This is a genomic window from Rhodococcus erythropolis NBRC 15567 (assembly GCF_001552595.1).
Classification (GTDB): Bacteria; Actinomycetota; Actinomycetes; order Mycobacteriales; family Mycobacteriaceae; genus Rhodococcus_F; species Rhodococcus_F erythropolis.
Window position 1 is genome coordinate 174,210 of record NZ_BCRM01000009.1, and the last position, 21,217, is coordinate 195,426.

The 21,217-nt window shown below is 62.2% G+C and carries 21 protein-coding genes; 9 read left to right on the forward strand and 12 right to left on the reverse strand.

The window, feature by feature from the left end; translation table 11 throughout:
• Nucleotides 1-5 precede the first annotated feature (5 nt).
• The 3 genes from RE4_RS15050 (at nucleotide 6) to RE4_RS15060 (ending at nucleotide 3,433) form a co-directional block, all read left to right on the forward strand.
• Complete coding sequence (locus tag RE4_RS15050; RefSeq protein WP_078377402.1) at nucleotides 6-1,391, forward strand: MFS transporter; 1,386 nt, start codon at nucleotides 6-8, stop codon at nucleotides 1,389-1,391.
• A 121-nt stretch (nucleotides 1,392-1,512) separates the two neighbouring features.
• Complete coding sequence (iri, locus tag RE4_RS15055; protein WP_060938837.1) at nucleotides 1,513-2,949, forward strand: rifampin monooxygenase Iri; 1,437 nt, start codon at nucleotides 1,513-1,515, stop codon at nucleotides 2,947-2,949.
• A 58-nt stretch (nucleotides 2,950-3,007) separates the two neighbouring features.
• Nucleotides 3,008-3,433, forward strand: a complete 426-nt coding sequence (locus RE4_RS15060; protein WP_029254990.1) for a hypothetical protein — start codon at nucleotides 3,008-3,010, stop codon at nucleotides 3,431-3,433.
• Between the two features lie 97 nt (nucleotides 3,434-3,530).
• Here the strand turns inward: RE4_RS15060 and RE4_RS15065 are convergent, their stop codons facing one another.
• The 3 genes from RE4_RS15065 to RE4_RS15075 form a co-directional block, all read right to left on the reverse strand.
• Nucleotides 3,531-3,848 (reverse strand): hypothetical protein, encoded by a 318-nt coding sequence (locus tag RE4_RS15065; protein ID WP_037119347.1) that lies wholly within the window; start codon nucleotides 3,846-3,848, stop codon nucleotides 3,531-3,533.
• Between the two features lie 61 nt (nucleotides 3,849-3,909).
• Nucleotides 3,910-5,094 carry a phytanoyl-CoA dioxygenase family protein gene (locus tag RE4_RS15070; RefSeq protein ID WP_060938838.1) on the reverse strand — a complete coding sequence of 395 codons (1,185 nt, stop codon included), beginning with the start codon at nucleotides 5,092-5,094 and terminating at the stop codon, nucleotides 3,910-3,912.
• A 95-nt stretch (nucleotides 5,095-5,189) separates the two neighbouring features.
• Entirely contained in the window at nucleotides 5,190-6,167 is a 978-nt protein-coding gene (locus RE4_RS15075) for a Gfo/Idh/MocA family oxidoreductase (RefSeq protein WP_370671298.1), read from the reverse strand.
• A gap of 98 nt (nucleotides 6,168-6,265) precedes the next feature.
• Between RE4_RS15075 and RE4_RS15080 the strand changes: the two genes are divergently transcribed.
• Nucleotides 6,266-7,306, forward strand: coding sequence for a Gfo/Idh/MocA family protein (locus tag RE4_RS15080; RefSeq protein ID WP_060938839.1), 1,041 nt, complete (start codon nucleotides 6,266-6,268; stop codon nucleotides 7,304-7,306).
• Here the strand turns inward: RE4_RS15080 and RE4_RS15085 are convergent.
• Together RE4_RS15085 and RE4_RS15090 are read right to left on the reverse strand one after the other, a co-directional pair.
• The gene (locus RE4_RS15085; protein ID WP_081098366.1) at nucleotides 7,303-8,079 is read right to left on the reverse strand and encodes a TIM barrel protein; all 777 of its coding nucleotides are present in this window, start codon (nucleotides 8,077-8,079) and stop codon (nucleotides 7,303-7,305) included. The two genes, RE4_RS15080 and RE4_RS15085, sit on opposite strands and share 4 nt — an antisense overlap.
• The gene (locus RE4_RS15090) at nucleotides 8,076-9,101 is read right to left on the reverse strand and encodes a Gfo/Idh/MocA family oxidoreductase (protein ID WP_060938840.1); all 1,026 of its coding nucleotides are present in this window, start codon (nucleotides 9,099-9,101) and stop codon (nucleotides 8,076-8,078) included. Before RE4_RS15090 ends, RE4_RS15085 begins: the two co-directional genes overlap by 4 nt.
• Nucleotides 9,102-9,217: 116 nt before the next feature.
• Here RE4_RS15090 and RE4_RS15095 point away from each other — a divergent pair, with 116 nt between their 5' ends.
• From RE4_RS15095 to RE4_RS15110, 4 genes are all read left to right on the forward strand, one after another.
• On the forward strand, nucleotides 9,218-10,219 hold the full coding sequence (locus tag RE4_RS15095; protein WP_060938841.1) for a LacI family DNA-binding transcriptional regulator: 1,002 nt from the start codon (nucleotides 9,218-9,220) through the stop codon (nucleotides 10,217-10,219).
• A gap of 160 nt (nucleotides 10,220-10,379) precedes the next feature.
• Nucleotides 10,380-11,381, forward strand: a complete 1,002-nt coding sequence (locus RE4_RS15100; RefSeq protein WP_007727338.1) for a substrate-binding domain-containing protein — start codon at nucleotides 10,380-10,382, stop codon at nucleotides 11,379-11,381.
• Nucleotides 11,382-11,444: 63 nt separating this feature from the next.
• Entirely contained in the window at nucleotides 11,445-12,503 is a 1,059-nt protein-coding gene (locus RE4_RS15105; RefSeq protein WP_003940759.1) for an ABC transporter permease, read from the forward strand.
• A 3-nt stretch (nucleotides 12,504-12,506) separates the two neighbouring features.
• The gene (locus RE4_RS15110) at nucleotides 12,507-13,319 is read left to right on the forward strand and encodes an ATP-binding cassette domain-containing protein (protein WP_007727336.1); all 813 of its coding nucleotides are present in this window, start codon (nucleotides 12,507-12,509) and stop codon (nucleotides 13,317-13,319) included.
• A gap of 58 nt (nucleotides 13,320-13,377) precedes the next feature.
• Here the strand turns inward: RE4_RS15110 and RE4_RS15115 are convergent, their stop codons facing one another.
• Genes RE4_RS15115 through RE4_RS15130 form a run of 4 tightly spaced genes read right to left on the reverse strand, consistent with a single transcriptional unit; the run spans nucleotide 13,378 to nucleotide 17,070 of the window.
• Nucleotides 13,378-14,379: a Gfo/Idh/MocA family protein gene (locus RE4_RS15115; RefSeq protein ID WP_081098367.1), complete on the reverse strand. Its 1,002-nt coding sequence runs from the start codon at nucleotides 14,377-14,379 to the stop codon at nucleotides 13,378-13,380.
• The gene (locus RE4_RS15120; protein ID WP_020969151.1) at nucleotides 14,376-15,242 is read right to left on the reverse strand and encodes a TIM barrel protein; all 867 of its coding nucleotides are present in this window, start codon (nucleotides 15,240-15,242) and stop codon (nucleotides 14,376-14,378) included. The genes RE4_RS15115 and RE4_RS15120 overlap by 4 nt, the downstream gene beginning before the upstream one ends.
• Nucleotides 15,239-16,279, reverse strand: a complete 1,041-nt coding sequence (locus RE4_RS15125; RefSeq protein WP_060938842.1) for a Gfo/Idh/MocA family protein — start codon at nucleotides 16,277-16,279, stop codon at nucleotides 15,239-15,241. Before RE4_RS15125 ends, RE4_RS15120 begins: the two co-directional genes overlap by 4 nt.
• Nucleotides 16,279-17,070, reverse strand: a complete 792-nt coding sequence (locus tag RE4_RS15130; protein WP_060938843.1) for an SDR family oxidoreductase — start codon at nucleotides 17,068-17,070, stop codon at nucleotides 16,279-16,281. Before RE4_RS15130 ends, RE4_RS15125 begins: the two co-directional genes overlap by 1 nt.
• 75 nt (nucleotides 17,071-17,145) lie before the next feature.
• On the opposite strand from RE4_RS15130, the gene RE4_RS15135 reads away from it, so the two are divergent.
• Nucleotides 17,146-18,168 carry a LacI family DNA-binding transcriptional regulator gene (locus RE4_RS15135; protein ID WP_060938844.1) on the forward strand — a complete coding sequence of 341 codons (1,023 nt, stop codon included), beginning with the start codon at nucleotides 17,146-17,148 and terminating at the stop codon, nucleotides 18,166-18,168.
• 58 nt (nucleotides 18,169-18,226) lie between these two features.
• Here RE4_RS15135 and RE4_RS15140 read toward each other — a convergent pair whose 3' ends face one another.
• Genes RE4_RS15140 through RE4_RS15150 form a run of 3 tightly spaced genes read right to left on the reverse strand, consistent with a single transcriptional unit; the run spans nucleotide 18,227 to nucleotide 21,216 of the window.
• Entirely contained in the window at nucleotides 18,227-18,994 is a 768-nt protein-coding gene (locus RE4_RS15140) for a succinate dehydrogenase iron-sulfur subunit (protein WP_003940925.1), read from the reverse strand.
• Nucleotides 18,994-20,745, reverse strand: coding sequence for a succinate dehydrogenase flavoprotein subunit (sdhA, locus tag RE4_RS15145; protein ID WP_019747692.1), 1,752 nt, complete (start codon nucleotides 20,743-20,745; stop codon nucleotides 18,994-18,996). Before sdhA ends, RE4_RS15140 begins: the two co-directional genes overlap by 1 nt.
• Nucleotides 20,746-20,760: 15 nt before the next feature.
• The gene (locus RE4_RS15150) at nucleotides 20,761-21,216 is read right to left on the reverse strand and encodes a succinate dehydrogenase hydrophobic membrane anchor subunit (RefSeq protein ID WP_003940699.1); all 456 of its coding nucleotides are present in this window, start codon (nucleotides 21,214-21,216) and stop codon (nucleotides 20,761-20,763) included.
• Nucleotide 21,217 lies beyond the last annotated feature (1 nt).

Sequence of the window (21,217 nt, forward strand, 5' to 3'; positions counted from 1 at the left end):
GCGCAGTGACATTTCCCCGCGGACTGGCGTTGCTGGTGGCAGCAGCACTGTTCATGGAGATGCTCGATGCGACGATTCTCGCAACCGCACTGCCGTCGATCGCCCAATCCTTCGGAGTTGACGCCGTCGACGTCAATGTCGCCGTTTCGTCGTATCTCCTGGTGTTGGCCGTCCTGATCCCGGCGAGCGGATGGATGGCCGACAGGTTCGGAACGCGACGTGTCTTCATCTCTGCCATAGCCGTTTTCACGGTGGCGTCGGTGGGATGTGCACTGAGCACGTCCCTCCCGATGCTGGTGGGAATGCGCGCACTACAAGGGGTAGGCGGCGCCATGATGGTGCCGGTAGGGCGGCTCGCAGTATTGCGGGTGACGTCGAAGGCGGAACTCGTACGGGCTATCGCTTACTTGACGTGGCCGGCGCTCACAGCGCCGGTTCTTGCGCCCGCTGTGGGTGGAGCCATCGTGTCGATCGCTTCGTGGCGCTGGATCTTTCTGATCAACGTTCCGATCGGGATCGTCGGGTTTCTGCTGGCATTGCGCATGGTGCCCGACATTCGGCAAACGCAGAAACGGAGCCTTGACTGGCTGGGATTGGTGGTGATCGGAGCAGGCGTCGCAGTGCTTGTCGTGGCGCTCGACAGCGTGCACAGTGCCGGAACCGACTGGCTACGAGTGGGCCTCGGGATCATTGCGGCTCTGATCTTGTTGAGCTTGGCCGTCATTCACCTCGTCCGGTCGGATCATCCGCTCATCGCGCTCCGCGTCCTCCGACTTCGATCGTTTCGGCTCGTCGCGTCGAGCGGCTCGCTGTACCGGCTCGTGATCATGGGCGTGCCGTTTGTGCTGCCGTTGTTGTTCCAAGTGGGATTCGGAATGTCGGCGTTCAAGGCCGGTCTGCTGGTGATGGCTCTGTTCGCGGGGAATATCGCGATCAAACCGCTCACCACTCCGCTCATGCGTAGATTCGGGATCAGACGAGTTCTGGTGGGAAACGGAGTTCTGTCGGTGGTGTGCTTCGGTGCGCTGGTACTGATCTCGTCGACGACACCGGACGTCGTTATCGCTGTTGCACTGTTTGTCAGTGGCGCGTTGCGATCCATCGGGTTCACCGCGTACAACAGCTTGGCGTTCGCCGACGTCGACTCGGGTGAGCTGACCGATGCAAATACTCTGCATGCAACGCTGCAAGAGTTGGCATCCGGTCTGGGTATTGCACTGTCCGCGTTGGTGATCACGCTCTGCACACCGTTGGCGGAGTCGGAGGATCTGAGCGGCGGAGTGCCGTTTTCTCTGACGCTGGGTGTTCTCGGGGCCATGCTGGTGCCGACGGTGATCGAGAGTTGGCGGCTCCCACGCGATACAGGTGCTGTGGTGTTGGTGCGCCGATAATGAAGCGTCTTCCGCCACCTTCATCATAACGCGGGACCCGGGGCTTGCGGCAAGGCCCCGGTGATGGTGCACACTCGTCTGCTGCGAGCAAGCAAAAGCCTTGCCCGAAGGAGGGGATCGCATGAGTGACGTCATCATTGTCGGTGCTGGACCAACTGGATTGATGCTGGCAGGTGAGCTCCGGCTACAGGGCGTCGATGTCGTCGTCGTGGACAAGGACGAGGAGCCGACTCAGTTCGTCCGTGCCCTCGGCATCCATGTGCGCAGCATCGAAATCATGGAGCAGCGCGGGTTGCTGGACAAGTTCCTCGCGCACGGCCGCAAGTATCCGCTCGGTGGATTCTTCGCGGGGATCAGCAAACCGGCACCCGCGCACCTCGATACTGCGCACGGGTACGTCCTGGGCATACCTCAGCCCGAGATCGACAGGATTCTTGCCGAACATGCCACCGAAGTCGGCGCGGACATTCAGCGAGGGAAGCGCGTCGTCGCGATCCGTCAAGATACCGACAACGTCGCAGCGGAATTGTCCGACGGCACAACACTTCACGCGCGGTACCTTGTAGGCTGCGACGGCGGCCGCAGCACTGTTCGGAAGCTGATCGACGTCGGGTTTCCCGGCGAGCCGTCGAGCGCCGACACGTTGATCGGCGAAATGGACGTGACCATGCCTGCTGATGAACTGGCCGCCGTTGTCGCCGAAATCCGGGAAACGCACAAACGATTCGGAGTCGGTCCCGCCGGCAACGGTGCTTTTCGTGTCGTGGTCCCTGCGGCCGAAGTTGCCGACGGTCGCGCAACACCGACCACCCTCGACGACATCAAACAACAGCTACTGGCCATTGCCGGTACCGACTTCGGTGTGCACTCGCCGCGGTGGCTCTCGCGCTTCGGCGACGCCACTCGTCTGGCGGAGCACTACCGGCGCGACCGGGTGTTTCTCGCCGGCGACGCCGCACACATCCACCCACCGATGGGCGGTCAAGGTCTCAATCTCGGTGTGCAGGACGCCTTCAACCTCGGCTGGAAGCTCGCCGCCGAGATCAACGGCTGGGCACCGGTGGGCCTGCTCGACACGTACGAATCGGAACGGCGTCCGGTGGCTGCCGACGTGCTGGACAACACGCGCGCCCAGGCCGAGTTGATCTCCACCGCTGCCGGACCACAAGCGGTGCGGCGCTTGATCTCCGAGCTGATGGAATTCGAAGACGTCAAGCGCTATTTGACCGAGAAGATCACTGCGATCTCGATTCGCTACGATTTCGGCGAAGGCGACGACCTACTCGGTCGGAGGCTGCGGAACATCGCGTTGACGCGCGGCAACCTGTACGACCTGATGCGATCCGGCCGCGGACTTCTTCTCGACCAGGGTGGCCAACTGTCCGTCGATGGTTGGAGCGATCGCGCCGACCATATCGTTGACACAAGCACTGAATTGGAAGCTCCGGCTGTCCTGCTTCGGCCGGACGGTCATGTGGCATGGATCGGGGATGCGCAGGCGGAGTTGGATACTCAGCTGTCCACATGGTTCGGCCGGTCGGCGAGGGACCGCGCGTGACGCTTCGATTTCGGTAACCGAGCACCGTGACACCTCGGGTGCACTACCGTTGCCGTTTATGGGACAAGGATTGGGGCAGATCGCGCCCGCGGCCTTGATCGCCGTCGGAGTGCTGATACTCACGGGCTGCACGACCAATGTCGATGTGCCGAAGACATTTGCTGCCACATTGACGGTGACCGGTCAGGCAGAGCAAGTCGAGGCCGGCTCTGGAGAGTGCGTGATCGACTCGATCCGTGTCGCTCCGAACGACCAGATTCAAATTTTCGGGGGCAGTGGCGCTGCGTCCGTCAGGTCGACACTCGAGGTCGAGGCAATCGATCAACTTCCTGACGGAATGAGCACGTGCTCCTACACCGCACATTTTGATGCCGTCCCCGCAAACCAGAAAAACTACGAGGTGAGCTTGGGCCGCTTTTCCCCGAAGTCGTTCAGCTCGGACGAGTTGGAAAACGGTGTCACCTATCAACTGCGCCGGCCCTGACCGAACCAGTTCTCCCTCACCCGAATTCTCGAACAGTAGCGATCCCTGTACTGCACGTCGAAAAAACCCATACAGCATGTTGTATCCGGCGCGACTTTCAGTCAGCGTGCTTGGCGGTCCCTTCGCCTCCCCGCTGCCGAGCCCTACCGGGATTGATGTGGAGCCGAACACCCTCATAGGTGACTGTGTACGGCACATCGTCATCGTTGTCCGGGTCGCCGGAGTCCGCAGGATCCGGCAGTTCCGCGATCTGTTCGATGACCGTCTGTGCTCGCGCCGCACCAGGATCGAACATTTCCTGAAACGGCCCCACGAACGAGCCACCGAGTCCGCGGCGCTTCGCCCGAACAGCCGCCCACCCGAACGTCGCCAACGGGCCGATCATGGCGAACAGCACTAACAAGTCCCACCCCATGCTTCGAGCGTACCGACCGATCGGCATTAAGCGGCCCAAGTCTCTTCAGCGCTGCCGTCCCTCAGCTCATTCGTCTCGCTGACTGTGCCTTCAGTAGATCGGCCAGTCGATCAGGTGAGATCCGCTCGCGAACCGCTTCCGTCACGAGTTCGGCCTGCGTCTGAGGCGCGAGGCCGTCGATCGGTTGGTCTCGGTCCAGATTGGTCGGGAAGGCGTAGCCCTCGGCCGAGGCGGCGACGGCGCACCGAACTGCCTCGTCGGACCCCGCCTCGCTGAGAGCGAGCAGTGCCGGATAGATCGCGTTGACGAGTGCCTCCCGGTCGATGGTTCCGAGGGCTCGACCGAAGGCCGACGACACCTGGAGAAGATTTGCCATACGCAGGACGTCCGCGGACTTGTTGTGGCCTGCCGCGTGGAACAGCGCTGGGTTGAAGAAGACGGCATCTCCCTTCTTCAAAGGTAATTGGACGTAGTTGGCTTCGAAGAACTCCTTGAACTCGGGACGCTCGAACGCGAGGTATCCGGCTTCGAATTGCTGGGAGTACGGCAGATACTTGGTCGGGCCCGTCTCGGCCGGCATATCCACGTGGGCGACTGCACCTTGCAAGGTGAGGGCAGGGGTCAAGCGGTGAACATGCGCCCGAAACTTCGCGGCTACGTCGCTCGACATGAAACCGAGGTGGTAGTCGCGATGTGGATTCTGTGCGGCGCCACCGGGATTGACGACGTTGACATCCGACGTCACCTGATACATGGGGCCGAGCCACGCTTCCGAAGCCAAAGCGACAATGCTGTTTGCGTAGTAGTCGACGTAAGCCTTGGGATCTTCGAGCGCCAACTTCAGTTGTGCGCCCCAGATTCGGTCATTGGCACCAGGTTTGGCGAAGTGATCTCCGGACGCTGCACCGGATTCGTGTTGGCGTGCAATGAGTTCACGGAAGACCGCGCTGGCGCGATCCAGTATCTCCGCGTCGAATGCGCCTTGAAAGACTGTGATGCCGGGGCCGGTGAGTAACGCCCGGGCGATCTCGTCTTGGATCTCGGCCCGGGTTTCAGGATTCGACGATTGCTCTACCAATGCTTCGGAGCGGTACAGAAGAACCCCGTCGGCCACTGAATCGGCGTACGGGTAATCGGCAAGGTCGGTGTCGTGCGCGACCAAAGCGGCGAAGTCGTCGATGTTGCAGTCTTCTCGGTGCAACCTACCTGCGGACGGCACGGTGTGGTCGGTCAGTGATGGAGTCATTCGGGGCCTTTCCTGCGGTGTTCAAGATGCGCTGTACCTCAAAGACTGCCAAGGAGAACCCATCGAAACTACCCCTGAAATCCATCAAAAAGACATCAGAAACTTTCCCCCACGGGCTCGACCGAGACAGTTGCCCCCGCGGAGTGCATCGACTTGATCACGGCAGCTGCCACGAGATTTGCCCGCAGGCCGTCCGCGGCTGTGGCCAACGTCGACGGTCTTCCGGTGCTCAATGCGTCGATCCACTCTTGAAGTTGGCGGCGATACGACTCGGCAAAACGCGGAATCCAATCCGCCGCATAGCCGTACGAGTGGGATCGATCCGCGTCGGTGTGGATGACCACCGGTTCGGCGAGACGAGCGGCGCCGATTTCGCCCACGACCTCGCACCGAGTGTCGTAGCCGTACCGCGCGTTGAGAAAGACCTCGACCGTGGTGAGAACGCCGTCGGCGGTGCGCAGCATGATTATTTGCGGATCCTGGCGATCGGTCACCAGCGAACTCGAGCGCCCGCAGTGCCAGCTGGCTGCGACGACGGGGGAGTTCAAGATCCACGGCACGATGTCGAGTTCGTGAATCGCGGAGTTGGTCACCGTGGATTCCGAGCTGCCACCCGGGTAGGCGCTGACAGTGCGACTCGAGCAGTGCACGATCAGTGGGTCACCGATACGGCCGGAATGTGTTTCGGCCTTCAGCGCCACGTATCCCGGATCGAAGCGGCGCATGAATCCGACGCTCACAAGGGGGCTTTCGGGGTTCTCGGCCGCAGCGACGCGTCGGCAGTCCTCTGCTGTCACTGCGAGGGGCTTTTCACACAGAACCGGTATTCCGGCTTCGACAGCAGCAAGCGTGAGGTCGGCATGCGTTGAATCATGGGAAGCGATGACTACGGCGTCCACACCGGCGTCGTTGATCAGTTTCAACGGATCGGTCACCCACCGTGCGCCGACTGCGGACGCTACGGACTTTGCTCGCTCTTGATCGAGGTCTGCAACCACAGAGACCGTTGCCCCGGAGACCGTGGAGTGGAGATTGCGGACGTGGTCGGCGCCCATGACGCCGGTTCCGATCACACCGACACGAATCTACATGAGGTTCCTACTTTCAGAGGATTGAAACGGACAACCTAATGTCCTTACATATTTCGAGATTCGACTCTACAGTTCGAGGCATGACTTCTTCTACAGTTCTGGAACTCCCTCGCACCAGGGTCCCCGATCCGGTCGACGCTCCGACTTTGCGCTGGGGGATCCTCGGGCCTGGCTGGATCGCACAGCGCTTCGTGGAGTCACTCCAGAGAAATACAGCGCAGGAAGTCACGGCCGTCGCTTCGCGCGGACTCACCCGCGCTCAGGCCTTCGCGGACAATTGGGGGATCCGACGCGCTCACGGTAGCTACGACGCTTTGCTCGCCTCCGAGGATGTGGACGTCGTCTATGTCGCAACACCGCACACTGCTCATTTCGATTGCGCGATGGCGGCATTGGATCACGGCAAGCATGTCGTGATCGAAAAGCCGCTGGCTTTGAACGGAGCGCAGGGACGGGCGATTCAGGAGCGGGCGGCTGCGCTCGGATTGTTTTGCATGGAGGCGATGTGGACGTCGTTTCTGCCCAAGTTCGACGTGATCGACCAGATCCTCGAGGCGGGGCTGCTGGGAACCATACGTACGGTTCTGGCCGATCACGGCGAACGGTTCGAGACTGATCATCGTATCTACGATCCAGCGCTTGCGGGTGGTCCACTTCTCGACCTCGGGACCTATCCGGTCAGTCTCGCGTATCGGGTATTGGGTGTTCCTACTGCGGTTGCTGCCCTGGGCGAGCCGGCGAATGACGTGGTGAACGGCCAGATCTCAGCGGTTCTGTCCTGGGCAGGCATTGCTCAGGCCAGTCTGAACACCACGATCCTTGCTGACACGCCCAACACGGCCTCGATCTGCGGCGACAAGGGGATGATCGTTCTGGACTCGACGTTCTACCGGCCCGGGGCCTTCACTGTCCGGCTAGGTGACGGAAGATCTGCGCGCTACGACGATCCGGTCGACGGATACGTCGGAGGTCTCGCATTCGAGGCGGCCGAGGCGGCGCGGCGGATCACCGCCGGGGATATCGAGTCGCCGGTCCATCCGCTCGACGCGGCCATTGCGACGCTCGACATCCTCGACGAGATCCGCCGTCACGTGGGGATCACGTTCCCGGGTGAGGGCTAGAGCGTAAAGGCCTTCCGGAAAGCAGTGAGTGCGGTGTCACTGTCTCCGGATGCCCAGCCCTCCAAACCGATCGTGCCGGTGTAACCCTGGTCGGCGAGCACGCGTGCGATGGCGGGGTAGTTGATCTCGCCGGTTCCGGGTTCGCATCGGCCGGGTACGTCGGCCACCTGAATCTCGCCGATGTTGTCACCACAACGCCGCACGAGTTCGATGAGGTTTCCTTCGCCGATCTGTGCGTGGTAGAGGTCGAGCATCATCTTGAGGTTGGGGTGTGAGACGGATTCCACCAGTGCCAGAGTGTCTTTGGCGCGGGCCATCGGTACGCCGGGGTGATCGACGATCGTATTGAGATTCTCGAGGCAGAAGACGACTCCGGCTTCTTCGCCCAGTCTCGCGATCTTCTCGAGAGCGCGTTGGGCGGTCAGCCACATCGCTCCCGTAGTTCGATACTGCGGGCGCGCAGCCTGTCCGTCGATCAGCTCGCCGGTATGGAAGTTCAGCCGGGGAACGCCGAGTTTCGCTGCTGGAGCGAGGCATAGCGCCGCTGTGCGTACCAGTTCGGCGCTGCCGGCTTCGTCGAACAAATCGCCGTGGAGATAGCCGGTCATCGAGGAGAACCGAGCTCCGGTGGCGACCAGAGCATCGAGGTCTTTGTCTTGCCAACTCCAGATCTCAGCTGCGAACCCCGCCTCCGAGATCCGCCGAACACGCTCGACGACAGGGAGTTCGGTGAACGTCATCTCGGCAGAGACCGCCAAATCGAAGGGGCTCACTGCGGCACCGCCAGCAATGATACGGGCAGTCCGGTTTCCACGGATTCCTTTGCGGCCAATGCAATTTCCAGCGCATTGCGGGCATCCAGACCGTCGACCGACGGCGCGCTGCCGGAGCGGATGCAGTCTGCGAAGTGCACCAGCTGGGCAACATAGGCGTCGTGAAACAGTTCGATGTTCACCCGAGGTGTGTCGGCCAGAACGCCCTGTGAGCTGTAATGACGCATCGCGGTCCGCGTGACCTCGCCTGCACTCACCATTCCACCGGAACCGAAAACTTCGCCGCGCACGTCGTAACCGTAGGTGGCTTGGAAGTTGGCCTCGGCCGACGCGAGGGCGCCGTTGTCGAAGCGCAACTGAACCATCGACGTGTCGAGGTACCCCTGCTCCTTGTACTGCGGATGGATGAGAGCATCGGCCTGCGCGAACACCTCGACGACGCGTGCCCCGGGGTTGAGCCAGAGCAGAGCGTCGAAGTCGTGAATCAGCGTCTCGTTGAAGATGGTCCACGGCTTGACTCGGGAGGCGACGTCGGCGGTGATTCCTGGGTCGCGGGTCAGAGAACGAAGTAGCTGTGGGGTTCCGATCCCGCCGGCGGTGATCACGTCGTGGGTCGCGGTGAAGTCGGCGGCGAAGCGCCGGTTGAAACCGACTTGCAGCGCAACGTTGTTCGCGGCACATGCGCCGATCGCGCGATCGGCGTCCTCGAGTGTCAAGGCCATCGGCTTTTCGCAGAAGACATGTTTGCCGGCCTCCGCGGCGGCCACCACGAGATCGGTGTGAGTTGATGCGGGCGTGCTGATGAGCACCGCTTCGACGGTCGGATCGGTAATCAGCTCAAGGGCGTCGGTGTACGCGCGGGCGTCGGGACTGACACGTTCGATCAACGACGCCGCAGCGCCGGGCGCAGGATCGGCGACGGCGACGAGACGGGTGCCGGAGATGCGCAGCGCGACGGACTCGCCGTGGAAGCGGCCGATCCATCCGGCGCCGATGAGACCGACTGCAACAGAGGCAGACATGGGGGCTCCGTTCGGAGTGAGAATGAGGAACTAGATCGTTCTAGTCCATGCCAGTAAAGCGCCGGATGCGGCGCGCGTCAATGCTTCGGTGCTTATTCGCTGGAACGATCTAGTCTGTGGAGGTGAACAGTCGACGCCCCACCTTGCAAGACGTAGCAGACCTGGCCGGTGTGTCACGCGCTCTGGTGTCCATCGTCATTCGTGATGTCCCAGGTGCCAGCGATGCGACGCGGGTACGGGTCAAGGCGGCCGCGGACGAACTCGGCTATCGACCCGACAACGCGGCGCGACTGCTGCGCCAACATCGCAGCCGCCTGATCGGTGTCAGTTACGTTGCGGCGCAAACATTTCACGCGGAGCTGCTCGACGAAATCTATGTGGCCGCCGAACGGTCGCGCTACGACGTCGTCCTCAGTGCGGTCTCGGAGCGACGGCCGGATTCTCGTGCAACGCGGACCCTGCTCGACGACCGGTGTGAGGCGATCTTGCTGTTGGGTTCACAGGCGCCGGAAGCAGAGATCGTCGGCCTGGCCGACAAGGTTCCCGTTGTCGTAATCGCGCGGAAGATGTCGTCAGTGCACGTGGATGTTGTCCGAACAGATGACGAGGCGGGCGCGGTGACGGCCGTGAATCACCTTGTCGAACTCGGGCACCGCTCGATCGCCCACGTCGACGGCGGGCGAGGCCCGGGCGCCCAGGAACGGCGTCAGGGCTACCGCAAGGCCATGCGAGCGGCAGGTCTGGAGCCGAGAATTCTTCCCGGCGGTCTCACGGAGGAGTTCGGCGCAGCTGCCGCCAGGTCGATGGTCGAGGGTGGGTTACCCGGGGCGGTCTTCGCTTTCAACGATCGCTGCGCGCTCGGAGTTCTCGACGTCTTCCTGCGTGCCGGGATCTCGGTGCCTGGCGACGTTTCCGTGATCGGATTCGACAACAGTGCATTGGCAGGCTTGGCGCACATCGATCTGACCAGTGTCGGGCAGGACACGGCGTTTCTGGGCGGCGCCGCGGTGGAGCGGATCTCCGAACGCCTCGACGGCGGAAGTGGGCCGTTGGGCAAGGACATTGTCGCGCAGCCACAACTGGTGGTTCGAGGTTCAACTGGACCCGCAGGGCATTGACCTGCAGTTTCGACTTCAATCAGTTTGTTTGGTCTTTGATAAGCAGTCCTAATGTCAGAACAAACTATTGACATTCGACTGTGACGGGTATTACATCTTTCACATACAACCGAGCACCATCCGTTCGCGGGCCGTTGGTTGATGTCGAGAGGGAGTTCACATGTCGTTTCTCACGGGACGCAAGAGCGTTGCCGTACTGGCCGGAGCCTCAGTCGTGGTCTTGGGTCTGGCCGCCTGTTCAAGCACCGGCGGAAAGCCGGATTCTTCCGGATCCGGAATGGGCGCGGGTACGGCGGACACGCCCCGCGCCACCATTGCGATGATCACCCACGAAGTTCCCGGTGACACGTTCTGGGATCTGGTGCGCAAGGGAGCCGAAACCGCAGCGGCCAAGGACAATATCGAGCTTCGGTACTCCGCCGATCCCGAGGCGCCGAATCAGGCCAACTTGGTTCAGAGTGCGATCGACAGCAAGGTCGACGGGATTGCGGTGACCCTCGCGAAGCCCGACGCCATGGTTGCCGCGGTCCAAAGTGCCACCGCCGCAGGTATTCCGGTGGTCGCCCTCAACTCGGGCCTCGAGACCTGGAAGGACATGGGCGTCAAGGAGTACTTCGGTCAGGACGAGTCGATTGCCGGTGAAGCTGCCGGCGAGCGACTCAACACCGAAGGTGCCACCAAGGTGTTGTGCGTCATTCAGGAGCAGGGCAACGTGAGCCTCGAATCACGTTGTGCCGGAGTGAAGAAGTCGTTCAAGGGAACGACGGAGATTCTCAACGTCAACGGCAAGGACATGCCGTCGGTGGAATCGACCATCACCGCGAAACTTCAACAGGACCCGGCAATCGATCGAGTTCTCGCACTCGGTGCTCCATTTGCTTTGACGTCCGTGACGTCGGTCGGCAATGCGGGCAGCAAGGCGAAGGTCGTCACCTTCGACACCAACGCGGCGCTCGTCGACGCCATCAAATCCGGTGACGTGCAGTGGGCAGTGGACCAGCAACCCTTCCTGCAGGGCTACCTCGCCATCGATTCGCTGTGGCTTTACCTCAACAACGGCAACGTGATCGGTGGCGGCTTGCCGACCCTGACCGGACCCGCGTTCATCGACAACACCAACATCGACTCGGTCGCCGAGTACGCCAAGAACGGAACTCGCTGATCCGGGCGCACGGAGGGCTGAGAGTCCGCCCGACGTGCGCCTGTCCAGCACGGAAGGGAAATCATGTCCACTCAGGCAGATCTCGACCTTGCCGCCCACAAAGTCGTGACCGATGAACGGGTGAAGGAGCAAAAGCGCATTCAGCGCCTACTGCTCCGCCCGGAGATGGGTTCACTTGTCGGCGCCATCGCCATCTTCATCTTCTTCTGTATCGTCGCGGCACCGTTCCGTACGCCGGAAGCGCTTGCGACAGTGCTCTACTCCAGCTCCACGATCGGCATCATGGCTTGCGCGGTCGCCCTGCTCATGATCGGCGGCGAGTTCGACCTATCCGCCGGCGTCGCAGTCACCACGTCCTCGCTCGCCGCGTCGATGATCGCCTACAACCTGCACCTCAATCTGTGGGTGGGTGCGATTCTGGCGCTGGTCGTCTCGCTCGCAGTCGGATTCTTCAACGGCTACCTCGTCATGAAGACGAAGATTCCCAGCTTCCTCATCACCCTGAGCTCGTTCCTGATGTTGACCGGAATCAACCTGGCCGTCACCAAGCTCGTGAGTGGTCAGGTTGCCACACCCAGCGTCTCCGACATGGCCGGATTCGATTCCGCGAAAAAGGTATTCGCGTCGTCGTTCTCGGTCTTCGGGGTGTCCGTCAAGATCACGGTCGTGTGGTGGCTGCTGTTCACCGCGATTGCAACATTTGTTTTGTTCAAGACCAAGATCGGCAACTGGATCTTCGCGGTCGGCGGCAATCAGGACAGTGCCCGCGCGATCGGTGTGCCGGTGACCGCAGTCAAGATCGGTTTGTTCATGACCGTCGGCTTTGCTGCCTGGTTCGTGGGCATGCATCTGCTGTTCTCGTTCAATACCGTTCAGTCCGGTCAGGGTGTCGGTAACGAGTTCCTGTACATCATCGCCGCAGTCATCGGCGGTTGCCTGCTCACCGGTGGTTACGGAACCGCGATCGGTGCTGCGATCGGCGCATTCATCTTCGGTATGACCAACCAGGGCATCGTCTACGCAGGCTGGAACCCGGACTGGTTCAAGTTCTTCCTCGGCGCCATGCTGCTGTTCGCGGTCATCGCCAACAACGCATTCCGCAACTACGCTGCGAAAAGGTGACACATGAGTACCACAGCTGAAGTTCCCGCTCTCTCGAACTCGGGCGGCAACGTGCCACTGATCGAGCTCAAGGACGTCGGTAAGCAATACGGAAACATCATCGCGCTCAAGGGAATCAACCTGCGCGTCGGTGCGGGTGAAGTGACCGGTGTGCTCGGTGACAACGGCGCAGGCAAGTCCACGCTGATCAAGATCATCGCCGGTCTGCACCAGCAGAGCGAAGGTGAACTACTCGTCGACGGCGAACCGACAACGTTCCACTCGCCTAAAGAAGCGCTTGGCAAAGGCATCGCGACGGTCTATCAGGACCTCGCCGTTGTTGCGTTGATGCCGGTGTGGCGCAACTTCTTCCTCGGGCAGGAACTGCGCAAGGGTGGTCTGATCAAGTCGCTCGACGCCAACGCCATGCGCGCGACGACTCTTTCGGAACTGTCGAAGATGGGCATCGAACTGCCTGACGTCGACGCACCGATTGGTAGTCTCTCCGGCGGTCAGCGTCAGTGTGTTGCCATCGCCCGCGCCATCTTCTTCGGTGCCCGCGTGCTGATTCTCGACGAGCCGACAGCAGCGCTCGGCGTCAAGCAGTCGGGAATGGTGTTGCGCTACATCACCGCTGCCAAGGAACAGGGATTCGGCGTCATCTTCATCACGCACAATCCGCACCACGCGTACATGGTCGGCGATCACTTCGTGCTCCTCAACCGAGGCAGGCAGAAGCTCGACGCCAAGTACGACGACATCTCACTCGAAGAACTGACCAAGGAGATGGCGGGCGGTGACGAGCTCGAGACACTGACCCACGAGCTTCGCCGTTAGATCAAAACCTCGCGACTACAGCCTCGGTTCGAATCGAACCGAGGCTGTAGTCGTTTCGTCAGAGGATGGTCGTCGGCCGAACCCCGAGGCCGGAATGCATGTACGCCTCGTCGATCATCGTCATGTTGGCTACCGCGTCGCCCGGTCCGATCGGCAGCGCCGAGACCCCGGACAGATGATCGGCGAACGCTTCGAGTTGCCAGGTGTACGACGACTTCGTGCCCAGATGCTCGATACTCGTGCGCCCATCGACAGTGACGGAGACACGGTCGTCGACGTCCGGCTGGAGGAAGTTGTGCACCAGGACGTCTCCGTTGGTTCCGAAGACCCGGAAGGTGAAGTGGTACTGCTCGTCCAACATCGTTGTCACAACGGATGCCCGCGCTCCGCCGGGATACTCGAGTTCGATGTCGAACCACGAATCGACCCCCGGAGCGTATTCCTCGTGGCGGGTCTCGGTCACCACCGGCGCACCACCACAGACGTCACTCAGCATCCGGGAAGCATGTAACCCGTAGCAGCTCAGGTCCATCAGTGACCCGCCTGCCAAGGCGAGCTCCCACCGCGGGTCGTTCTCGGATCGTTTGGGCATCCGCAGTACGGTTTCCACCCGAGTGACCGCGCCGACTGTGCCGCTCCGAACCACATCCAGCAGGCGCCGGTTCACCGGATGAAAGAGGTAGTGGAACCCCTCGAGCAGCGTCACTCCGCTCACGCGTGCTGCTTCGGCTACAGCACGCGCTTCCACCGCGTTGCTCGAAAACGGTTTCTCCGTCAGCACGTGCTTGCCGGCCTGAACGGCGGCGAGATTCCACGGTCCGTGCAGGCTGTTGGGCAGCGCGTTGTAGACGACGTCCACCTCCGGATCCGAGATCAGCTCGGCGTACGAACCGACCACCCGTTCGATCCCATGCTGGGCTGCATAGGCTCTGGCCCGCTCGGGGCTGCGTGCGGCAACGGCCACCAGGCGGTGCCCGGTGGCCGTTGCAGGTTTGATCATCGCGTTCTCGGCGATGCGTGAGGCTCCCAGAATGCCTATCCGCAGCGGGGCAGGTGTCACAGAACCGACCGCAGATACTCGACGCTCGCTCGCACATCGCGCACCGGTCCCTCGTCGGACGGAGCCTCGGCCAGAATGGTGTCCTGCTCGAGCACGTACCACCCGTCGAAACCGTGGCGCTGCAATATGGCTGTGACACCGGCGATGTCGACGTCGCCGCCACCGAGTGGACGGTACATTCCCGCCTTCACGCCGTCGGTGTAGGTGAGCTCACCACTGCGAACGCGTGATGCGAGGGCATCGTCGACGTCCTTGAGATGCACGTGGGTGATGCGCTCGGGAGCTTGACGCGCCAGGTCGACCGGATCGGTGCCGCCGATCAACAGGTGGCCGGTGTCCAGGCACAGTGGGATGGCCGAGCCGTCGAGCACTCGCAGGACCTCGTCGCGCTGCTCGATCATCGTTCCGACGTGAGGGTGGACAACTGCCCTGATTCCACGCTCGGCCGCGGCGTCGGTGAGGCGATCGAGATTGTGTAGCAGGGTTTTCCAACTCTGCTCGTCCAGTTCTGGGCGTGAATCGTAGCCGTCGGAACCCGTCGCGGCGGCCAGAACCAAAACCTCGGCACCCGAGGCGACAAAACCGTCGAGGATGGGGGAGATGCCGGGTACCGGATCATGATCGTCATCGTGCAGCAGTACTGGTGCAAACCCGCCGACTGCGCTCAGGTCGTGATCCGCGAGCACCTTGGCCATTTCGGCGGGTGCTGTCGGCAGAAAGCCCTCCGGTCCGATTTCCGTTGCCGCCAGACCGACTTCGCGCATTTCCCGGAGGACTTGCGCAGGGTCGAGTTGGTAGCCCCAGCCCGGGACTTCGCACACGCCCCAGGAGATCGGTGCGCCGGCGATGCGAGGAGTGCTCATGTGTGTGCCTCATTCTTGTCGTGAAGGAACAGATCTTTGACTTCGGTGATCGTGACGGGCCGACCCTCGCGCAGAGAGTGCGTTGCAGCTTCGGAGATCCATGCCGACTCGACCGCATCTGTGGGCGTGCACGGTGATTCCCGACGCCCGGCGACAACGCCGAGGAATGCTTCGAGTTCCGCACGGTAGGCGGACGTGAAGCGGTCCATGAAGAACGTGTACGGCTCCTTCGAGGGGAACGATGTTTCGGGGTCGAGAGAGCGGAGTGGCAAGCGGTCGTCCAGCCCGGCAACGACGGAGTCCGCCGAGCCGAGTACCTCGAGTCGGCAGTCGTAGCCGCGGCCGTTGTAGCGGGTATTTGACACGACCGCGATGGTTCCGCCTTCGAAAGTGAGAACCGTTGCGGCGGTGTCGACGTCACCGGCATCGGCGATCCCGCGATCACCCTGACTCGAGCCGGTGGCAAAAACCGTGGTGACTTCGCGGCCGCTGACCCACCTGACGATGTCGAAATCGTGGATCGAGCAGTCGCGGAAGATGCCGCCGGAGTGTTCGATGTACGAGATCGGCGGGGGAGCGGGGTCGAGGGTGGTCGATCGGAGAGTGTGGATCCAACCGAGTTCTCCAGATCGAACTGCGTCGTACGCCGCCACAAATGACGGGTCGAATCGGCGCTGAAATCCGATCTGGACTGGTACCGACGTCTGCTCGGCAGTCGCGAGTACACGAACCGAGGATTCGATCGAGTCGGCTACCGGCTTTTCGCAGAACGTCGGGATGTCTCGGCGGACAGCGGCTTCGATCAGGTCGGCGTGCGAACTCGACGACGCGGCGATCAGAACGCCGTCGATGCCTGACGCTAGAAGCGCGTCGGGATCGGCAGCGGACTCCACGTCGAGTTCGCTTGCCACGTCCGAGGTTCGACGTGCGTCGACGTCGGTGACAACCAGTGCGTCGACGCCGTCCGTCGTCAGCAGGTTTCGGGCGTGGTAGCTGCCGATTCGTCCGAGGCCGATGACTCCGATTCGAGCGCCCATCAGTCCAGCCCTCCGAAGACGTTCTGGTCCCAGTCGATGATCGAACCTGTCACGACTCCGCTGCGATCGGAGAGCAGGAAGACGACGAAGTCGGCGATTTCGTAGACCTGTCCGAGCTTGCCCATGGGGAGGGTGCTGCCCGCACGTTCCTGCCAGTCGTCACCGGCGTCGTGAAAAGCTCTCTGCGTGAGGTCTTCTCCCTCGGTCTGTGTCCACCCGATGTCGAGACCGTTGATCCGGATACGATCCCAGCGATGCGCATGGGCGGCGTTGCGGGTCAGCCCCGCCAGCCCGGCCTTCGCTGCCACGTACGGCGCGAGATACGGTTGCCCGCCGAGTTCGGACGTCGAGATGATGTTGACGATGGACCCGGGGACCGCACGCTCGCGCATGTCCTTGACCGCTGCCTGCATCGTGAACAACGGACCGCGGAGGTTCACTGCGATGTGCTGGTCGAAGAGTTCCTCGGTGGTGTCGAGCAGCGTGCCGCGCGAGGTGAGTCCGGCAGAATTGACGAGGGCATCCACGCGGCCGAAATGTGAGATCGTCTCGGCCACGCTGGCGAGCGCGGAATCGGTCTGCGCCACATCGGCTTCGATGAAGTGTGTTCCCGGAAGTTCTGCCTCGAGAGCTTTTCCGACGTCCGGGCGTCGGCCGGTGAAAGCCACCTGAGCGCCCTCACGGACTGCGGCGCGTACGACGCCGGCGCCGACGCCTTGCGAGCCGCCACTGACCAGTACGACGGTGTCGGCTAGGAGTACGGGCCTGGTTACGCCCGGCGGAGAAGTCATGGGTTTAGTCTGGCTGTGACGAAGACCTCGAGCAACAGCGAAAAACCATCAAATATCCATCATCGTGAGGTAGTTGTGGCGCATCGATTCAAAGTACGGGAGATCGCTCAGCAGTCGGGCCTGAGTGAGGCCACCGTCGACCGGGTGCTCAACGACCGTCCTGGAGTTCGGGAGGGCACACGATCGGAGGTTCGCCAAGCGATCACAGACCTGGAACGTCAACGCTCGCAACTGAAACTGGTCGGGCGCACGTTCATCGTCGACGTCGTGTTGCAAACTCCCGCAAGGTTTTCCGACGCAGTCCGTGACGCGCTCGAGGCCGAACTGCCGACCCTTGCGCCTGCTGTTGTTCGTTCTCGGTTCCACTTTCGTGAAACCGGTTCGGTCGAAGCGATGACGTCGACGCTCGACAAGATTCGTCGACGCGGATCCCACGGAGTCATCGTCAAGGCTCCCGACACTCCGGAAGTCGTGGCGGCGATCGACCGGTTGGTGGCGGCCAAGATTCCGGTCGTCACGTTGGTGACCGATGTTCCCGGTAGCAGGCGAGCCGCCTACATCGGCATCGACAACCGAGCCGCCGGAGCCACCGCCGCGTACTTGATCGATCAGTGGCTGGGGAATCGGGACGGCAACGTGCTGGTCAGCATGAGTAGCGGCTTCTTCCGCGGGGAGGAAGAACGGGAGATGGGATTTCGCTCCGCTATGCGCGTCTCGGCTCCGCATCGCCGTTTGATCGACATTCCGAACAGTGACGGTCTGGATCAGACGAGTAGGAAACTGGTGCGAGCGGCACTCGAATCCGATCCGCAGATCCGTGCCGTGTACTCGATCGGTGGTGGCAACCTGGCCACTGTCGACGCGTTCGAAGAACTGAACCGGGAGTGCAGTGTCTTCATCGCTCACGATCTCGACGGTGACAATCGAAAGTTGCTGGGGGAGAGGCGAATATCAGCGGTGCTCCACCACGATCTGCGGGCGGATGTTCGCACTGCCTGTCAGGTGGTCATGAAAGAACACGGCGCCATGGGCGCTCACTTCGGCTTTACGACGTCACCGGTTCAAGTCGTGACACCGCTCAACATGCCCCCGACATAGCTGTGCGCGGTTAAGGAGTCCGGAGACTCCCTAACCGCGCACAGGGCCGAAGGCCTGACTATCGAGCGAAGAGCAGCGCTCGCTTGACTTCCTGAATTGCCTTTGTCACCTGGATGCCGCGGGGGCATGCGTCGGTGCAGTTGAACGTGGTGCGGCAACGCCACACGCCGTCCTTGTCGTTCAGGATGTCGAGACGCTCGGAAGCGGCCTCGTCGCGGCTGTCGAAGATGAACCGGTGTGCGTTGACGATGGCAGCGGGACCGAAGTAGCTGCCGTCGCTCCAGTACACGGGGCACGACGTGGTGCAGCATGCGCAGAGGATGCACTTCGTCGTGTCGTCGAAACGAGCACGGTCGTGCTGGCTCTGGATGCGCTCACGAGTGGGCTCGTTGCCACTGGTGATGAGGAACGGCTTCACGGCGCGGAATGCGTCGAAGAAGGGTTCCATGTCGACAACCAGGTCCTTCTCGACGGGCAGGCCCTTGATGGGCTCGACCGTGATGGTGACCGGCTTGCCGTCCTTGGGCAGCATGTCCTTCATCAGCAGCTTGCAGGCCAGACGGTTCACACCGTTGATCCGCATGGCGTCCGATCCACAGACACCGTGTGCGCAGCTGCGACGGAACGTGAGGGTGCCGTCGAGGTAACCCTTCACGTACAGCAGCAGGTTGAGCAGACGGTCGGTGGGCAGTGCCGGGACCTGGAAACTGTCCCAGTGCTGGCCCTCGCCCGATTCGGGGTTCATCCGCGCGATCTTGAGAGTGACCATGACGGCCCCCTCGGGAACAGCGGGGAGTTTGGGTGCATCTACAGCAGGCGCAGACATCAGTACTTACGCTCCATCGGCTCGTAGCGGGTCTGGATCACCGGCTTGTAGTCCAGACGGATGTCGGAGAGCAGGCCGTCACCCTCCTTGTACGCCATCGTGTGCTTCATGTACTCGGCGTCGTTCCGGTCCGGGAAGTCCTCGCGAGCGTGGCCGCCGCGCGATTCCTTGCGGTTGAGGGCGCCGACGACGGTGACCTCTGCCATTTCGAGGAGGAAGCCCAGCTCGATGGCCTCGAGCAGGTCGCTGTTGTAGCGCTTGCCCTTGTCCTGGACCGTGATGTGGTTGTAGCGCTCCTTGAGAGCACGCACATCCTTGAGTGCCTGGGTGAGGCGCTCTTCGGTGCGGAAGACGGAGGCGTTGTTGTCCATCGACTGCTGCAGCTCGGTGCGGATGTCCGCAACGCGCTCGTGGCCGTGATCGGACAGGATGACGCCGACCCAGTCTTCGACCATCGCAGCCGGGGTTTCCGGCAGGTCGACGAACTCGGTGGAGTTCGCGTACTCAGCGGCAGCGATGCCGGCGCGGCGGCCGAACACGTTGATGTCGAGGAGCGAGTTGGTGCCGAGGCGGTTTGCACCGTGCACGGAAACGCAGGCACATTCGCCGGCGGCGTACAGGCCCTTGACGACCTCGTCGTTGTTGCGCAGAACCTCACCGTTGATCTTGGTGGGGATACCGCCCATGACGTAGTGGCACGTCGGGTAGACGGGCACGGGCTCCTTGACGGGGTCCACGCCGAGGTAGGTGCGCGAGAACTCCATGATGTCGGGGAGCTTCTCGTCGAGAACTTCCTCGGGGATGTGCGTCACGTCGATGTAGACGTAGTCCTTGTTCGGGCCGGCGCCGCGGCCTTCCAGAACCTCGAGGACCATCGAACGGGCCACGATGTCACGCGGAGCGAGGTCCTTGATGGTGGGGGCGTAGCGCTCCATGAAGCGCTCGCCGTCGGCATTACGGAGAATGCCACCTTCACCACGGACGGCTTCCGAGATCAGGATGCCGAGACCGGCGAGTCCTGTCGGGTGGAACTGGTGGAACTCCATGTCCTCGAGGGGCAGGCCCTTGCGGAAGATGATGCCCATGCCGTCACCGGTGAGGGTGTGCGCGTTGGACGTCGTCTTGTACATGCGTCCCGAGCCGCCGGTCGCGAAGATGATCGACTTGGCGTGGAAGATGTGCAGCTCGCCGGTCGAGAGCTCGTAGCAGATGACACCGGTGGCAACCGGGCCGTCCTCGGTCTCGGTGATGGCGATGTCGAGCGCGTAGAACTCGTTGAAGAACTCGACATCGTGCTTGACGCAGTTCTGGTACAGCGTCTGCAGGATCATGTGACCGGTGCGGTCGGCTGCGTAACACGCACGGCGGACGGGTGCCTTGCCGTGGTCACGTGTGTGGCCACCGAATCGACGCTGGTCGATCTTGCCTTCGGGCGTGCGGTTGAACGGCAGACCCATCTTCTCGAGGTCGAGCACCGCGTCGATGGCCTCTTTGGCCATGATCTCGACGGCGTCCTGGTCGGCGAGGTAGTCGCCGCCCTTGACGGTGTCGAAGGTGTGCCACTCCCAGTTGTCTTCCTCCACGTTCGCCAGGGCGGCACACATGCCGCCCTGGGCCGCGCCGGTGTGGCTGCGGGTGGGGTAGAGCTTGGTCAGTACGGCCGTGCGGGCACGGGGGCCAGCTTCGATTGCCGCACGCATGCCTGCGCCGCCGGCGCCGACGATGACCACGTCATAACGATGTTCCTGCATGAAGTCTGTGCTCCCCTAGCTCGCCGAGATATTGGGGTCGAAGGTGAAGATGACGTACGTGCCCAGGCCCATGATCAGGATCATCGAGAGAACGAGGATCGTGGTCAGCCAGAAGCGCGTGGAGTCCTTGCGGGAGTAGTCCGCGATGACCGTGCGCAGGCCGTTACCGCCGTGCAGCTGTGCCAGCCACAACATCGTCAGATCCCAGAACTGCCAGAACGGGCTGGACCAGCGACCTGCGACGAATGCGAAGTTCAGACGGTGAACGCCACCGTCGAGCATCAGCATGATGAACATGTGGCCCAGGACCAGAACGATCAGGGCGACGCCGGAGAAGCGCATGAACAGCCATGCGTACAACTCGAAGTTGTTCCGAGCCTTCGCGCGCGGGGACCGCGGGTTGTCCAGGCTTGCGGGACGGTCGTATGAGGTGCCCAGGCTCTTGGCTTCGGGTCCGTGAGTAGTCGCCATG

Excerpts from the sequence above, each read along its gene's own strand:
- iri (WP_060938837.1), top strand. The coding sequence starts at position 1,513 with ATGAGTGACGTCATCATTGTCGGTGCTGGACCAACTGGATTGATGCTG.
- RE4_RS15060 (WP_029254990.1), top strand. The coding sequence starts at position 3,008 with ATGGGACAAGGATTGGGGCAGATCGCGCCCGCGGCCTTGATCGCCGTC.
- RE4_RS15065 (WP_037119347.1), bottom strand. The coding sequence starts at position 3,848 with ATGGGGTGGGACTTGTTAGTGCTGTTCGCCATGATCGGCCCGTTGGCG.
- RE4_RS15070 (WP_060938838.1), bottom strand. The coding sequence starts at position 5,094 with ATGACTCCATCACTGACCGACCACACCGTGCCGTCCGCAGGTAGGTTG.
- RE4_RS15080 (WP_060938839.1), top strand. The coding sequence starts at position 6,266 with ATGACTTCTTCTACAGTTCTGGAACTCCCTCGCACCAGGGTCCCCGAT.
- RE4_RS15090 (WP_060938840.1), bottom strand. The coding sequence starts at position 9,101 with ATGTCTGCCTCTGTTGCAGTCGGTCTCATCGGCGCCGGATGGATCGGC.
- RE4_RS15100 (WP_007727338.1), top strand. The coding sequence starts at position 10,380 with ATGTCGTTTCTCACGGGACGCAAGAGCGTTGCCGTACTGGCCGGAGCC.
- RE4_RS15105 (WP_003940759.1), top strand. The coding sequence starts at position 11,445 with ATGTCCACTCAGGCAGATCTCGACCTTGCCGCCCACAAAGTCGTGACC.
- RE4_RS15110 (WP_007727336.1), top strand. The coding sequence starts at position 12,507 with ATGAGTACCACAGCTGAAGTTCCCGCTCTCTCGAACTCGGGCGGCAAC.
- RE4_RS15120 (WP_020969151.1), bottom strand. The coding sequence starts at position 15,242 with ATGAGCACTCCTCGCATCGCCGGCGCACCGATCTCCTGGGGCGTGTGC.
- RE4_RS15125 (WP_060938842.1), bottom strand. The coding sequence starts at position 16,279 with ATGGGCGCTCGAATCGGAGTCATCGGCCTCGGACGAATCGGCAGCTAC.
- RE4_RS15130 (WP_060938843.1), bottom strand. The coding sequence starts at position 17,070 with ATGACTTCTCCGCCGGGCGTAACCAGGCCCGTACTCCTAGCCGACACC.
- RE4_RS15140 (WP_003940925.1), bottom strand. The coding sequence starts at position 18,994 with ATGTCTGCGCCTGCTGTAGATGCACCCAAACTCCCCGCTGTTCCCGAG.
- sdhA (WP_019747692.1), bottom strand. The coding sequence starts at position 20,745 with ATGCAGGAACATCGTTATGACGTGGTCATCGTCGGCGCCGGCGGCGCA.
- RE4_RS15150 (WP_003940699.1), bottom strand. The coding sequence starts at position 21,216 with ATGGCGACTACTCACGGACCCGAAGCCAAGAGCCTGGGCACCTCATAC.